At 72.0% G+C, this 13,511-nt stretch carries 13 protein-coding genes; 5 read left to right on the top strand and 8 right to left on the bottom strand.

The annotated features are described in order from the left end of the window. Nucleotides 1-16: 16 nt before the first annotated feature. A complete protein-coding gene (locus ACIGJO_RS18965) occupies nt 17-796 on the top strand; it encodes a phosphatase (protein ID WP_399959359.1) in 780 nt (259 codons plus the stop codon). 43 nt (nt 797-839) lie between these two features. Here ACIGJO_RS18965 and ACIGJO_RS18960 read toward each other — a convergent pair whose 3' ends face one another. From ACIGJO_RS18960 to ACIGJO_RS18945, 4 genes are all read right to left on the bottom strand, one after another. Next, a complete protein-coding gene (locus ACIGJO_RS18960) occupies nt 840-1,865 on the bottom strand; it encodes an LCP family protein (protein ID WP_399959357.1) in 1,026 nt (341 codons plus the stop codon). Nucleotides 1,866-2,130: 265 nt separating this feature from the next. Further along, entirely contained in the window at nt 2,131-3,096 is a 966-nt protein-coding gene (locus tag ACIGJO_RS18955; protein ID WP_399959355.1) for a cation diffusion facilitator family transporter, read from the bottom strand. Between the two features lie 88 nt (nt 3,097-3,184). Beyond that, entirely contained in the window at nt 3,185-4,060 is an 876-nt protein-coding gene (locus ACIGJO_RS18950) for an acyl-CoA thioesterase (protein WP_399959353.1), read from the bottom strand. Nucleotides 4,061-4,078: 18 nt separating this feature from the next. Further along, nucleotides 4,079-5,236, bottom strand: coding sequence for an acyl-CoA dehydrogenase family protein (locus ACIGJO_RS18945; protein WP_399959351.1), 1,158 nt, complete (start codon nt 5,234-5,236; stop codon nt 4,079-4,081). 226 nt (nt 5,237-5,462) lie between these two features. Here ACIGJO_RS18945 and ACIGJO_RS18940 point away from each other — a divergent pair, with 226 nt between their 5' ends. Beyond that, nucleotides 5,463-5,804, top strand: a complete 342-nt coding sequence (locus ACIGJO_RS18940) for a DUF5713 family protein (protein ID WP_399959349.1) — start codon at nt 5,463-5,465, stop codon at nt 5,802-5,804. Between the two features lie 183 nt (nt 5,805-5,987). Here ACIGJO_RS18940 and ACIGJO_RS18935 read toward each other — a convergent pair whose 3' ends face one another. The 3 genes from ACIGJO_RS18935 to ACIGJO_RS18925 form a co-directional block, all read right to left on the bottom strand. Next, the gene (locus ACIGJO_RS18935) at nt 5,988-6,449 is read right to left on the bottom strand and encodes a hypothetical protein (protein WP_399959347.1); all 462 of its coding nucleotides are present in this window, start codon (nt 6,447-6,449) and stop codon (nt 5,988-5,990) included. 128 nt (nt 6,450-6,577) lie between these two features. Then, nucleotides 6,578-7,105, bottom strand: a complete 528-nt coding sequence (locus tag ACIGJO_RS18930; RefSeq protein WP_399959345.1) for a DinB family protein — start codon at nt 7,103-7,105, stop codon at nt 6,578-6,580. Between the two features lie 297 nt (nt 7,106-7,402). Next, entirely contained in the window at nt 7,403-8,941 is a 1,539-nt protein-coding gene (locus ACIGJO_RS18925; protein ID WP_399959343.1) for a PucR family transcriptional regulator, read from the bottom strand. 231 nt (nt 8,942-9,172) lie between these two features. Here ACIGJO_RS18925 and speB point away from each other — a divergent pair, with 231 nt between their 5' ends. Beyond that, nucleotides 9,173-10,150 (top strand): agmatinase, encoded by a 978-nt coding sequence (speB, locus tag ACIGJO_RS18920; RefSeq protein WP_351864832.1) that lies wholly within the window; start codon nt 9,173-9,175, stop codon nt 10,148-10,150. Beyond that, complete coding sequence (locus tag ACIGJO_RS18915) at nt 10,147-11,829, top strand: thiamine pyrophosphate-binding protein (RefSeq protein ID WP_399959341.1); 1,683 nt, start codon at nt 10,147-10,149, stop codon at nt 11,827-11,829. Before speB ends, ACIGJO_RS18915 begins: the two co-directional genes overlap by 4 nt. A 60-nt stretch (nt 11,830-11,889) precedes the next feature. Here ACIGJO_RS18915 and ACIGJO_RS18910 read toward each other — a convergent pair whose 3' ends face one another. Then, a complete protein-coding gene (locus ACIGJO_RS18910; RefSeq protein WP_399959339.1) occupies nt 11,890-12,255 on the bottom strand; it encodes a hypothetical protein in 366 nt (121 codons plus the stop codon). A 207-nt stretch (nt 12,256-12,462) separates the two neighbouring features. Between ACIGJO_RS18910 and ACIGJO_RS18905 the strand changes: the two genes are divergently transcribed. Further along, the gene (locus tag ACIGJO_RS18905; protein WP_399959337.1) at nt 12,463-13,413 is read left to right on the top strand and encodes a serine hydrolase; all 951 of its coding nucleotides are present in this window, start codon (nt 12,463-12,465) and stop codon (nt 13,411-13,413) included. The last annotated feature ends 98 nt before the right edge of the window (nt 13,414-13,511 follow it).

The following is a 13,511-nucleotide window of genomic DNA, read 5'->3' as shown; positions in this document are numbered from 1 at the left end:
ACGGCACAATGGGTGCATGCCGATACCCAGCCGCGCCGCCCTCGTCGATCACCTCGTCCGTACGCGTATCGCAGGTGATGTCGCCACACCCCGCGACAACAACCTCTCCCACTACCGCAAGCTCGCCAACGGTGACCGTCACTACTGGCTGGGCCTGGAGCTCGGCGACCGCTGGGCCGACGAGCAGGACGTGCTCGCCGTCATGGCCGAGCGGTGCGGCGTGAACGACGACCCCGCACACCGGGTGGGCCAGGACACCATCGATCCGGAGCTGACGGTCGACGGCCTGGAGCGGATGGCGGCGCGGCTGCGCAAGGCGGCGGCGGGCTCCGAGCGCGTCCTGTTCGCGACCGGCCACCCCGGCGGTCTGCTGGACGTGCACCGGCAGACGGCGGACGCCCTGCGCCGGGCCGGCTGCGAGATCGTCCGGATTCCGTCCGGGCTGATGGCGGACGAGGGCATGGTCTTCCAGTTCGCGGACGTCGCCGTGCTGGAGCGCGGGGCGACCCTGTGGCACACGCACTCCCCGGCCCCGATGGCGGCCATCCTGGACGCCATGGAGCAGCAGGGCCGGCCGCTGCCCGACCTGGTCGTCGCCGACCACGGCTGGGCGGGCTGCGCGGGGCAGCGCGGGCTCGACTCGATCGGTTACGCGGACTGCAACGACCCGGCCCTGTTCCTCGGTGAGTCCGAGGGCACCCTCCAGGTCACCGTCCCCCTGGACGACCATGTCACCGACCCGCGCTTCTACGACCCGATGACGGACTACCTCCTGGACGCGGCCGGGCTGTTCTGACCGGGGCGGGGGAGCCCGGCGGCCCACCGCGGCCCCGCCCGGTTCAGCCGCAGCCGACGCGCGAACCCTTGACGGGCACGAACTCGCCCTGGCGCGCGGCGGTCGCACCCGGCCGGGAGGGCAGCGAGGCCTTCGCCTCGGACAGCGGCCGGTCCTTCCGCATGGTCGCGAACACGGCGTCCGCCTTCGCCTCGTCCCAGGCGAGCGTCGATCCGACCCCCTCGATATCGGCGTTGAAGTCCCTGACGGGTACGGAGGCGAATTCGAGCGACGAGAGCGCGGTGCCGTGCATGTCCCGGGCCAGGGAGACCAGGTCGGGCAGAGTGACACCCCTTTCCGTGCGGGGGCCGGAGAGCAGTACGTCGGTGAGTTCCGCAAGCCGGGCCGGGCTGCGCATCGTTCCGTCGGCCCGGAGTTTCCTGATGAAGGAGACGACGAAGCGCTGCTGCCGCTGCATACGGCCGAAGTCGGCGGAAGCGTCGACCTTGCGGGAGCGGGCGAACCGGAGGGATTCGCCGCCGTTGAGCCGGTGGGTGCCGGAGGAGAGGTCCAGTCCGGTCACGGGGTCCTTCAGCGGGCGCGCGGTACAGATGTCGACCCCGCCGATGGTGTCGACGGCTTTCATGAAGCGGGAGAAGTCGACGGCGAGGAAGCGGTCGATCGTCACACCGGTCATCTTCTCGACGGTACGCATCGAGAGCCCGGCGCCGCCCTCGGCGTACGCCCCGTTGATCTTCACGGGGTGCGTTCCGTGCCGCTCACCCGTGCGCCGGTCCCGGTGCGCGGGGAGCTGGGCGAAGGAGTCGCGCGGAATGCTGACGACGGAGGCCCTTTTCCGGTTCTGCGCGATATGGATCAGCATCATGGTGTCCGTGCAGTCGCAGGCGACACCGCCCAGGCGGAATTTCTTCTTTTCCCGCGGGGTGATCGTGTCCCGGCCGTCCGTGCCGACGAGCAGAATATTCAGGCCGCGCCCTTTGGCGCCGAGACTTTTCGTCGACGGAATGGCTTCCGCTGTCTGCATGACGCCCAGGGCGAGCAGAGATGTCAGTGCCGCGGCGGCGACCACGGGCCTTCGGCGAATGATTCCCCGTTTCGGGCCGGCGGACGGGAAAGGCGGTTTCGGGGGGGAGGAACGGCACCATGAGCGCTACTTTCCGGAAAGGTTTCCCTGAAGGTCATCCTGTCCCGGAAACCGTAAGATTTTCCGCGCGTGCCGAATGCCGCACCATTCCGTGCGTTGCCCGCCGGCGGCCCAGGATGCACGCGATTGGGCGTGATCGGGCACAAAGGGACGTGAGGGGACGTGAGGGGACGTGAGGGGACGCGATGTCTCACGCGGTGCCGCGCGCCCGACGCGCACGCCGCTGCTCGGGCCCCGGCGTCGGATCGAGATAGACGCGGTGGACGGACGGAAAGCGTTCCCGCAACTGCGCCTCCGCCTCCTCGCACGCCCACTCGACCTGCTCGGCGGTGGACATGTCCCGGAAATCGATCTTCGCGGCGATGAGGATCTCGTCCGGTCCCTGGATCAGCGTGGTCAGCTCCAGTACGTCCACGATGTGCGGGACCGAGAGCAGTTCCTCGCGGACCCCCGCCCGCATCGCCCGCGGCAGCGGGCGGCCGATCAGCAGCTGGGCGTTGGACCGGCCGAGCACCCAGGCCACGTACACGAGCAGCACGCCGATCAGGACGGAGGCGATGCCGTCCCAGACGCCGGACCCGGAGAGCTGCCCGCCGAGCAGCCCGCCCGCGGCCAGCAGCAGACCGACCAGGGCCGCCGAGTCCTCCATCACGACGGCCTTGACCGCGGTGTCGGGGGTGTGGCGGAGGTAGTACGCGTCCGGGACGCGCAGCCTCGACGCCTCGCGCCGTACCTGCCTGACGCCGGTGCGCAGGGAGTAGCCCTCCAGCAGGAAGGCGACGCCGAGCACGATGTACGAGATGAGCGGATCCCCGGGCTCCTCGCCCTCGACGAGGGCGTGGACGCCGTCGTACACGGAGAAGACGGCGCCGCCGACGAACGTCGCGATGGAGGCGAGCATCGCCCAGATGTAGCGCTCGGGACCGTGGCCGAGGGGATGGTCCTCGTCGGCGGGCTTGCCGCTCCGCCGGAGCGCGGTGAGGAGCATGACCTCGGTGACGGTGTCGGCCACCGAGTGCGCGGCCTCGGAGAGCATCGCGCTCGATCCGCTGATCAGCCCGGCGACGGCCTTCGCCACGGCGATGCCGAGATTGGCGACCGCCGCCACGACGACCGTGAACGCGGACTCCCCACCACCGGATCTCTCGTCGCTCATGGTGGGGAGTATGTCCGAATCGGTACGCTTCGGCCCGTTCGGACTCGGCGGACCGTGACCTGTTCGGACCCGGCGGACCGTGACCTGTTCAGCCCCGGGGAACCCGGACCACGCCCTCCTGGATGACGGTGATCGCCAGCTGCCCGTCCTGCGTGTAGATCCGGGCCTGGCCCAGACCGCGCCCGCCGGAGGCCGAGGGCGACTCCTGGTCGTACAACAGCCATTCATCGGCCCGGAAGGGACGGTGGAACCACATCGCGTGGTCCAGGCTGGCGCCCACCACGTCCCCGACCGCCCAGCCGCCGCGCCCGTGGGCGAGCAGCACCGAGTCGAGGAGCGTCATGTCGGAGACGTACGTGGCCATGCAGACGTGCAGCAGCGGGTCGTCCGCGAGCTTGCCGTTCGTCCTGAACCACACCTGGGAGCGGGGATCGCGGGGTTCGCCGACCGTCCCGAACGGCGGGGCGTCCACGTACCGCAGGTCGACGGCGGCCCGCGCCTCGATCAGCCGGTCCACGACCCCGGGGTCGCTGAACCGGTCCGCGTACCGGGGCAGCATCTCGGCGGCCGTGGGCAGCGTCTCCGGGTCCGGCGCGGCCGGCATGCCGGTCTGGTGCTCCAGCCCGTCCTCGTACGTCTGGAAGGACGCGGAGAGGTGGAAGATCGGCTGGCCGTGCTGGACGGCGACGACCCGGCGGGTGGTGAAGGACTTCCCGTCACGGATCCGGTCGACGCTGTACACGATCGGCGCGCCCGGATCCCCCGCACGCAGGAAGTACGCGTGCAGGGAGTGGGCTCCCCGGTCGGCCGGGACCGTACGGCCCGCGGCGACCAGTGCCTGGGCCGCGACCTGGCCGCCGAAGACACGGGGCACGACCGCGCTGCGGCTCAGGCCCCGGAAGATGTCCCGCTCGATCTGCTCCAGGTCGAGCAGATCGAGCAGGGAGTCGAGTGGTGCGCTCATGAAAGGAACGTGGCCGCTCTACAGACCCATGGACTTGGCGATGATCGACTTCATGACCTCGCTGGTGCCGCCGTAGATCCGGTTGACCCGGTTGTCCGCGTACAGGCGGGCGATCGGGTACTCGTTCATGTAGCCGTAGCCGCCGTGGAGCTGGAGGCAGCGGTCGATGACCCGGTGCGCCACCTCGGTGCAGAACAGCTTCGCGGACGCGGCCTCGGCGGGGGTCAGCTCACCCGCGTCGAGGGCCTCCAGCGCGCGGTCGGCGACGGCCTGGGCGGCGTCGACCTCGGCCTGGCAGGCGGCCAGCTCGAACTTGGTGTTCTGGAACGAGGCGACCGTCTTGCCGAAGACCGTGCGGTCCTGGACATAGGCCTGGGCGAAACGGACGGCGGCCGCGGCCTGCGCGTACGCGCCGAAGGCGATGCCCCAGCGCTCGGAGGCCAGGTTGGTGCCGAGGTAGCCGAAGCCCTTGTTCTCCTCGCCGAGCAGGTCCTCGGCCGGGACCTTGACATCGACGAACGCCAGCTCGGCGGTGTCGGAGGTGCGCAGGCCGAGCTTGTCGAGCTTGCGGCCGACCGAGTAGCCCTCGGACGTGGTGTCGACGGCGAAGAGGGAGATGCCGAAGCGGCGGTCGTCCTCGCGCGGGGCGGAGGTGCGGGCGCAGACGATCACGCGGTCGGCGTGCACACCACCGGTGATGAAGGTCTTGGCGCCGTTGAGGACGTAGTGCGTGCCGTCCTCGGAGAGCTTGGCGGTGGTCTTCATGCCCGCGACGTCGGAGCCGGTGCCGGGCTCGGTCATCGCGAGCGCCCACATCTCCTCACCAGTGGCGAACTTCGGCAGCCAGCGCTTCTTCTGGTCGTCGGTGGCGAGCATCTTGATGTAGGGCAGGCCCAGCAGCGTGTGCACGCCGGAGCCGCCGAAGGAGACGCCCGCGCGGGAGGTCTCCTCGTAGATGACGGCCTCGTACTTGTGCGACTCGATGCCCGCGCCGCCGTACTCCTCGTCGACCTCGATGCCGAAGACGCCCAGCTCACCGAGCTTGTGGTAGAACTCGCGCGGCACCTGGCCGGCGGCGAACCACTCGTCGTGGACCGGCACGACCTCGGCCTTGATGAAGGCGCGGATGGTCTCCCGGAACGCCTCGTGGTCCTCGTTGAATACCGTACGGCGCACGGGGTGCCTCCTTGTGAGCTGTCAGCTTCGGCTTCGTCAGCAGGGCTAAGCGCTTGCTCAGCCAGTCCTGCTGAAGTTACCCGGCAGTCAAGGTGCCTGTCCAGGGTGATGCTCGGCACGCGCACACCCCGGCGCGGCGGTGTTGTCAGTGGCGTGGTGCAGGATCGTGGAGTCGGATCTTCGGGCTTTCGGCCTTCGGGCTTTCGGACGGGCAAGGGGTGTCGCCGTGGCGATCACGAACGAGCGGGTGGCGGAGTACGCGTTCCTGCTCCCGCTGTACGAGGACGACTACTACCCGGACCATGTGCTCGACAAGGGCAAGGCGGTCCTGCTCCACCTGTGCGAGCGGATCGAGGCCGAGAACCCCGCGGATCTGACGGCCCTGTACGCCCTGACCGAGGTGGCGACCGAAGCGTTCAACGCCCTGGAGGCGGAGTTCGACGCGGCGGGCAGCGAGATCGAGACCGTGGCCCGCGAGGAGATAGGCGAGGCGTTCTGGTTCATCGCGACGGCGTACGGCTTCGAGGACGCGGACGGCGAGGAGCTGATCGCGGCCCGGGACTGGTGAGGGGCGGGGCCGCGGGGCGGCGCTGAGCCGGGCCGTGGCGCGGGGGAGTGCCTCGAACTCCCCGGCCACGGGGGCGACATGCCCGTCCACCGCGCCGTGCCCGGGGCCTGGGCCGGGGTCGGAGCGCGGGGCCGGGGCTGCCTCGGCCCCGACCCCACGCCCCCGGACGACCGGGGGAACCGGCTATCCCTTGATCGTGTAGGTGCAGCCCTTCGGGTTCTTCCCGGCGTCGTTGTCGGCGACCTTCTCGCCGTCGACCTTGATGACACAGGGAGCCTGCTGCAACGAGCCGTCAGCGGCGGTGACCGATCCCGGAACGGCCGTGATGAGGTAGCCCACCTTCCGCTCGGCGTCGGTGAGTTCAACGGTCTCCGTCAACGTCCACGGAAGCGTCTGCTCCTCGAAGCCGCTGCTGGCGGCGTTGTACATGACCTGGGTCTTTCCCTGGCCCTCGACCTCCAGCGTCACCTGGTGGGTGGCGCCGTCCTTGGCGACCCCGGGCGACGGGTTCTGCGACGCCGAAGCCTTGTCGCCCCCGCCGTTCGCCGCCTTCCTGCCGTCCTTCGCGCCGTCATCGCTTCCGCAGCCCGACAGCAGCACTACCGCCGCGGCGGCCAGAGCGATTCCCGTAACCGACTTGCGCATGTTCCCCGTTCTCCGTCTCTCTGCTCTGTTCCGGCCGGTCCTCTTCTCCCGTTCGTGAGGGAAGGAGGACCGGGCAGAGATCCAATCACGCCGGTTCCACGGTCCCGACGGACGCGGGGACGGCGCCCTCACCGTTGGGCGGTGGTGCTGGCCCCGTCCAGCGTCTCCCGGATGATGTCCGCGTGCCCGGCGTGCTGGGCGCTCTCCCTGATCACGTGCAGCAGGACCCGGCGCGCCGGCCAGTGGACCGTCTCCGGCGGGGACCACGGAGTCCTGGGGAGGGGCACGGTCCGGTCCATGTCCGGCCGGGACCGCACGGCCTCGTCGAGCGCCCGCGTCGCTGCCGAGTACAGCTCCAGCAGTCCCGGCAGCGTTTCCCCCTCCGCCATCCGGTACTGCTCCATGTCGAGCATCCCGTCCGGCAGTTCGCCGTCCGCCCTGACCAGGATCTGCGCCCACACCTGCTGGCATTTCGCCATGTGCTTGACGATCCCGCCCAGCGTGAGCTCGCTGACGGTGGTGCGTTGTGCGGCCTGTACGTCGGTGATGCCGCGCAGGGTGATCAGCAGCAGCTCCCGCTGCTCGGCGAGTGCCCGCAGCAACTCACCGCGCTCGCCGGGGGGAAACGTGGCCGGACTGTCCGTGGAAGTGGTCATGGGCCGACCGTAGGCGTGAATGAGGTCGGAGCATGTCCTCATGGGTGTCTGTCGCGGTCGCCTGTCCCGTACGGTCGATCACGCGAGCCCGGTTCCCTTCGCGTGCGTGCCCTCAGGAAGGCCCGCGGCCCGACGAAGCCGTACGCCCCGGGCGAAGCCGTACGCCCCGGGCGAAGCCGTACGCCCCGGGCGAAGCCGTACGCCCCGGGCGAAGCCGTACGCCCCGGGCGAAGCCGTACGCACCCGGCGCGGCCGCCCTCGCGCCTTCGTCCGGCCCGCGCCCTTCTCGGCCCGTTCTCACGTCCGGCGCAGCGCGAACCACAACTCCGTCCTTACGTCCATGTCGTTCAGGTCCATGTCCAGCAACTCCGCGCACCGCCCGATGCGTTGGCGGACCGTGTTGCGGTGGACGGAGAGGGCCACCGCCGTACGGTCCCAGTTGCCGTGCAGGGACAGCCAGCAGCGCAGGGTGTCGGCCAGGGGCGCGGTGAGCGGGGCGAGGAGGGCGCGGGCGTGGGCGGCGGCGTGGTCCGGGGGGATCAGGGCGGCGAGCCCGGAGGCGGGGGAGCCGGCCTCCAGCGGGGTGCGGGTCGCCTCGGCGTGGCCCAGGGCGCGGGCCGCCAGGGTGTCGGCGGCGTCGAGGTCCCCGACGGGTACCGGGGCCGAGGCGCCGAGCGTCCAGCCCGGCTGCGGGGCGAGCGGGGCGGGGCCGTTGAGCAGGATCCGCACCGGGTCGCCGCCCCTGCCCGCGTCGACCAGGGCGGAGCCGAGGGAGGCGCCGAGGGCCCCCGCGGTGAGCGGGCCGGCGGCGGCGCCGTCCGTGCGGCGGGCGTGCACCACGGTCCAGGGGCCCTCGCCGCCCAGCAGCGGGGCCACCTCCTGCGGAGCCGCGCCCAGCAGCATCCGTACGAGCGCCGCCGAACGGCCCGCCGCGTCGGCGCCCTGGTGCGGGGCGGCCAGCAGCGAGAGCAGGACGGCCGCGATACCGGCCACCGTGTGGTCACCCGTCCCGCGCCGCCGGGTCGCGAGAGCCAGCACCAGGCCCTGTCCGCCTCCGAGCGCGTACGCGGACAGCTGCGCCTCGCCGAACGTGTCCGTCGCCGACATGGGAGCCGGAGGCGCGGAAGCCGGGGGCGTGGGGGAGGGCGGGGGTGCGGAAGCCAGGGGTACGGAAGCCGGAGGCGCGGAAGCCGGGGGCGCGGGCGAGGGCGGTTCGCCCGGGGCCACCACCCTCGCCAGCCGCCGCAGCGCCTCCCGTAGCGCCGGTTCCGGGCGGCTGCCCGCCGCGTGCAGTTCCTCGCCCTCCGCCGTCAGCAGCGCCGCCCGGCCCTCCAGCTGCGCGGCGAGCTGCCGCAGCACCGCGGGCACCGGGTCGGGGCGGGCCGCCGCCGTCGCCAGGGCCTGCTGCGCGCGGGTCACCCGGCGCAGCTCGCGGTGGCGCGCCTCGGACATCAGCCGCCACACCGCCCGCGCGATGGCGGTGAACGGTGTCCCGGGCGGTACCTCGATCAGCGGCAGGCCGTGCCGCTCGCACGCCTCGACCAGCGCCCGCGGCACCGTCTCGTGCACCGGCCGCACCCCGAAGCCCAGCGCCGCCGCCCCCGCCTCCACCAGCCGGGCGGCATAGCGGTCCGGGTCCGTGAGCAGCACCCCGGCGCTCAGCAGCAGCTCACCGCCGAGCAGATACGGGTACGGGTCGGCCATCTCCGAGGTGTGCACCCACAGGAGGTCCGCGTCGGCCGGCCCCGCTATCCGGCGCAGCCCGAGTTCCTCCCTGGCCAGGAGCGCGGCCAGGGGGATCGGCGGGGTGGGCGGCCCGGCGGGCAGGTCCGGCATGGACGGTCCATCCAGTCAGCGTGTCAAGAATGGATGAAACGTACACTTCAGCGCCGCCGCCCGGCCACCTACCGTCTTCACCACGCACGAACCCGGACCCGTGGTGCGGGGCCGGCCCCGCACACCCCGGCCCCGCACTCCCCGGCCCCCGCACCCGGCGCCACCCCGCACACTGAATGACGTACGAACGCCCACAAAGCGCGTATCACCCGAAGGAAAGGCACCCGACCCATGAGCAGCAACGCAGCGCCGCGCGGCCCCGTCGACTCCTCCCGCGTCCCGCGGTACGCCGGACCCGCGACGTTCGCCCGGCTGCCCCGCCTCGACGAGGTCGGCGCAGCCGATGTCGCCGTCGTCGGCGTGCCCTTCGACAGCGGGGTCTCCTACCGGCCCGGCGCCCGCTTCGGCGGCAACGCGATCCGTGAGGCGTCCCGGCTCCTGCGCCCGTACAACCCGGCCCAGGACGCCTCGCCGTTCGCCCTCGCCCAGGTCGCCGACGCCGGTGACATCGCGGCCAACCCGTTCAACATCAACGAGGCCGTCGAGACGGTCGAGGCCGCCGCCGACGATCTGCTCGGCACCGGCGCCCGGCTGATGACGCTCGGCGGCGACCACACCATCGCGCTGCCCCTGCTGCGGTCCGTCGCCAAGAAGCACGGCCCGGTCGCGCTGCTCCACTTCGACGCCCACCTGGACACCTGGGACACCTACTTCGGCGCCGAGTACACCCACGGCACCCCGTTCCGGCGGGCCGTCGAGGAAGGCATCCTCGACACCTCGGCCCTCTCCCACGTCGGCACCCGCGGCCCGCTGTACGGCAAGCAGGACCTCACCGACGACGAGAAGATGGGCTTCGGCATCGTCACCTCGGCCGATGTCATGCGGCGCGGTGTCGACGAGATCGCCGACCAGCTGCGCCAGCGCATCGGGGACCGGCCGCTCTACATCTCCATCGACATCGACGTCCTGGACCCGGCGCACGCCCCCGGCACCGGCACCCCCGAGGCCGGCGGCCTCACCTCCCGCGAGCTGCTGGAGATCCTGCGCGGGCTCGCCTCCTGCCACCTGGTCTCCGCCGACCTGGTCGAGGTCGCGCCCGCGTACGACCACGCCGAGATCACCTCCGTGGCCGCCTCCCACACCGCGTACGAACTGACGACGATCATGTCCCGTCAGATCGCGGCGTCGAAGGGGAAGCAGGCCGAGTGAGCCACGACCACGACGACCGGCCGCGGCTCACCCCCGCCCAGGCCGAGGCAGCCCTCGACCCCCCGCCGGGACGCAACGGCGGCGACCTCGTCGTCGAATCCCTCCAGGGGCTCGGTGCGACCACCGTCTTCGGGCTGCCCGGCCAGCACGCGCTCGGCCTGTTCGACGCGCTGCGCCGCTCCTCCCTCGCGTACATCGGACTGCGCGTCGAGAACAACGCGGGCTTCGCCGCCGACGCCTACGGCCGGATCACCGGGGAAGTGGCTCCCCTGCTCCTCTCCACCGGTCCCGGCGCGCTCACCTCGCTCGCCGCCCTCCAGGAGGCGGCCGCCGCCTCCGCCCCGGTGCTCGCGATCTCCAGCCAGATCCCGGCCGCCGGGCTGGGCGGCGGCCGGCACGGCTATCTGCACGAGCTCCGCGACCAGCAGGCCTCGTTCCGTGACATCGTGAAGTCCGTGCACACCGTCCGTTCGGCGTCGCAGATCCCGTCCGCGATCGCCGCCGCCTGGGAGTCCGCGCTGACCGCCCCGCACGGCCCGGTCTGGGTGGAGATCCCGCAGGACGTGCTGCTGGCCGGGACCGTGCTGCCGGTCGTCAGCGCGATGGACGCCACCCCGCGCGAAGTCCACCCGCGCCCCGAGCTGACCGTGGCCGCCGCCCACCTCCTGTCGAACGCCGAGCGTCCGGCGATCATCGCGGGCGGCGGAGTCGTACGGTCCGACGCGAGCGGCAAGCTGCGCGCGCTGGCCGAGCGGATCAACGCCCCGGTCGTCACCACGTTCGGCGGCAAGGGCGCCTTCCCGTGGGAGCACCCGCTCTCGCTGCGCTCCTGGCTGGAGGACCGGCACACGACGGACTTCCTGGAGTCCGCCGACGTCCTGCTCGTCGTCGGCTCCGGCCTGGGCGAACTGTCCTCGAACTCCCACACGTTCAGCCCGCGCGGCCGGGTCGTCCAGATCGAGGCCGACGCCGGGAAGCTGGAGTCCAACCATCCCGCTCTCGGCATCCACTCCGACGCCCGCGAGGCGCTCGCCGATCTTCTCGAAGCGGTCGCGGAGCGCCCGGACGAGGAGGCGGCCGGGCGGGTGCGCACGGTGCTGGAGAAGGTACGGGCCCGGATCGACGCCCAGGACCTCGCCCTGGAGCAGCGGGTCCTCGCCTCCGTGCGCGAGGCACTGCCCGACACGGCGCCCAGCTTCTGGGACATGACGATCCTGGCCTACTGGGCCTGGTCCGCGTTCGACGCCCGCCACCCCAACACCATGCACTCCGCCCAAGGCGCGGGCGGCCTCGGCTACGGCTTCCCGGCGGCCATCGGCGCGGCGGTGGCCGACCCCACGCGGCCGGTGCTCGCGGTGTCCGGCGACGGCGGCGCGATGTACTCCCTCGCCGAACTGGCCACCGCCCGCCAGTACGGCCTGCCCGTCACCTGGCTGATCGTCGACGACGGCGGCTACGGCATCCTGCGCGAGTACATGACGGGAGCCTTCGGCGAGGCCACCGGGACGGAGCTGGCCCGTCCGGACTTCGTCGCCCTGGCCGAGTCCTTCGGCGTCCGCGCCGTCCGCACGACGCCGGAGTCACTGGCCGCCGACCTGGCGAAGGCCCTGGCCGCCCCGGGCCCGTCGGTCGTCGTGCTTCCGGCCCTGCTGCGGATGTTCGAGCCGACGCACCTGTAGCCGGGCGGGACCGCTGCCCGGGCCGGCCAGGACCCCGGGCAGCGGGACCGGCGCCGCCCGTCACAGGGCCTTGAGCGCCTTCTCGATCTCGGCCGCCTGCTGGTCCCGGCCCTCCCCGAACCGTTCCCGCTTCTCGTCCGTCCGCAGATCACCCGGCAGCTCCCTCCACTCCGGAAGCAGGCCGGGGAGCATCCGGAAGACGGCGGCCGCCGCCGGACCGTTCCCCCGGTTCTTCGCGTCGAGCAGATACCTGCCGGCCTTCTCCAGGTGCTCGGTCAGATGCTTCCGGGGCTCCATGGCGATCTGCCGGGCCGGACCGGGGCTCCCCAGCGAGTGATGCGCGCCCGTGCCGAGCTTCTGCAGCTCGGCGAGTGCGGCGTACAGCCTGCCGCAGCGGTGCGCCTCGGTGAGCTGGTCGGTGGTCATGGTCTCTCCGCCCTGGGATCTGCCCGTTTCCGTGCCGGCCTTGTTCGATTCCGGCCGTCCTCCACTACGCCGTCCTCCACTACCCGGCCCGCCCCGTTCCGGAACACCGCACGGTGCCACGTACAACTATTCGGCCGGTCGGCAGTCGTCAGTTCTGGGTGTGCCGGGGGGCGCATCCGTACGCATCACGCAGGGACGGGAACTCTCATGACCATGCATCGCAGCCGGATGCCCCGGGGCATACTCTCCGCCACGCTCGCCACCGCCGTACTCGCGCCGCTGGCCGCCGCCGTGCCCGCCGCGGCCGCCGCACCCAAGGTGAGCTGCACCTCGGACCGAACACGGCTGGCCGTCAAGCTGACCAGGGACATCACCGCCGCGCTCAAGGGGCACCGGTCGACGGCGGCCGTGGCGCTCCACGACCGGACGACGAACACGACCTGCACCCTGCGCGGCACGCAGACGTACGACTCCGCGAGCGTCGTGAAGGCGACCGTCCTGGCGGCGCTGCTCCGGGACAGCCAGAAGCAGGACCGCTCGCTGACCAAGCGCGAGAAGGACCTCGCCACCGCCATGATCACCAAGTCGGACAACGCCGCGACCAGCGCCCTGTGGAAGCAGCTCGGAGCCGGGAAGGTCAAGGCGTTCCTCAAGGCGGCCGGGATGACCCGCACTGTGCCCGGCTCCGGCACCTACTGGGGTCTGACCCGGATCACCGCACAGGACGAGCTGCGGCTGCTGACGCTGCTGACCGCCAAGAACGCCGTCCTCACCGACGCCTCCCGCGCCTACGAGCTCGGCCTGATGCGCAAGGTCGTCCCCGCCCAGCGCTGGGGCACCCCCGCGGGGGCCCCGACAGGCGCGGACGTCCAGGTCAAGAACGGCTGGCTGCCGCGCGCCACGCACGGCTGGCGGGTGCACAGCATCGGCGCCTTCACCGGGAAGGGGCACGACTACGCCCTCACCGTGCTCACCCACGACAACAGGACGATGAACGACGGCATCAACACCATCCAGGCCGTCGCCCGCGCCGTCCACCGGGATCTCAACCCGACCACCAGGTCCTGGCGGTCCTCGACCCTGCCCGTCGCCCCGCAGGAAGCCGTTCCGGCCGTCCCCGGTACACCGGGCGTGGCGATGCTCACGGCCAAGCCGTAGTACCCGGAAGGTCCTACGACCTGACCCGTTCGGCCTCGGTCGCTGGTCCCCCTTTTGTTGCGGCGGGATGAAATCCACTGCTCGCGGCGTTGGTGCCT

The organism is Streptomyces sp. NPDC079020 (assembly GCF_044542225.1).
Taxonomy (GTDB): Bacteria; Actinomycetota; Actinomycetes; order Streptomycetales; family Streptomycetaceae; genus Streptomyces.
This window is presented reverse-complemented; position numbering and strand designations above follow the sequence as displayed.

What these genes read in the sequence shown, in the direction of transcription:
- ACIGJO_RS18965 (WP_399959359.1), top strand. Translation starts at nt 17, where the DNA reads ATGCCGATACCCAGCCGCGCCGCCCTCGTCGATCACCTCGTCCGTACG.
- ACIGJO_RS18955 (WP_399959355.1), bottom strand. Translation starts at nt 3,096, where the DNA reads ATGAGCGACGAGAGATCCGGTGGTGGGGAGTCCGCGTTCACGGTCGTC.
- ACIGJO_RS18950 (WP_399959353.1), bottom strand. Translation starts at nt 4,060, where the DNA reads ATGAGCGCACCACTCGACTCCCTGCTCGATCTGCTCGACCTGGAGCAG.
- ACIGJO_RS18935 (WP_399959347.1), bottom strand. Translation starts at nt 6,449, where the DNA reads ATGCGCAAGTCGGTTACGGGAATCGCTCTGGCCGCCGCGGCGGTAGTG.
- ACIGJO_RS18930 (WP_399959345.1), bottom strand. Translation starts at nt 7,105, where the DNA reads ATGACCACTTCCACGGACAGTCCGGCCACGTTTCCCCCCGGCGAGCGC.
- ACIGJO_RS18925 (WP_399959343.1), bottom strand. Translation starts at nt 8,941, where the DNA reads ATGCCGGACCTGCCCGCCGGGCCGCCCACCCCGCCGATCCCCCTGGCC.
- speB (WP_351864832.1), top strand. Translation starts at nt 9,173, where the DNA reads ATGAGCAGCAACGCAGCGCCGCGCGGCCCCGTCGACTCCTCCCGCGTC.
- ACIGJO_RS18910 (WP_399959339.1), bottom strand. Translation starts at nt 12,255, where the DNA reads ATGACCACCGACCAGCTCACCGAGGCGCACCGCTGCGGCAGGCTGTAC.
- ACIGJO_RS18905 (WP_399959337.1), top strand. Translation starts at nt 12,463, where the DNA reads ATGACCATGCATCGCAGCCGGATGCCCCGGGGCATACTCTCCGCCACG.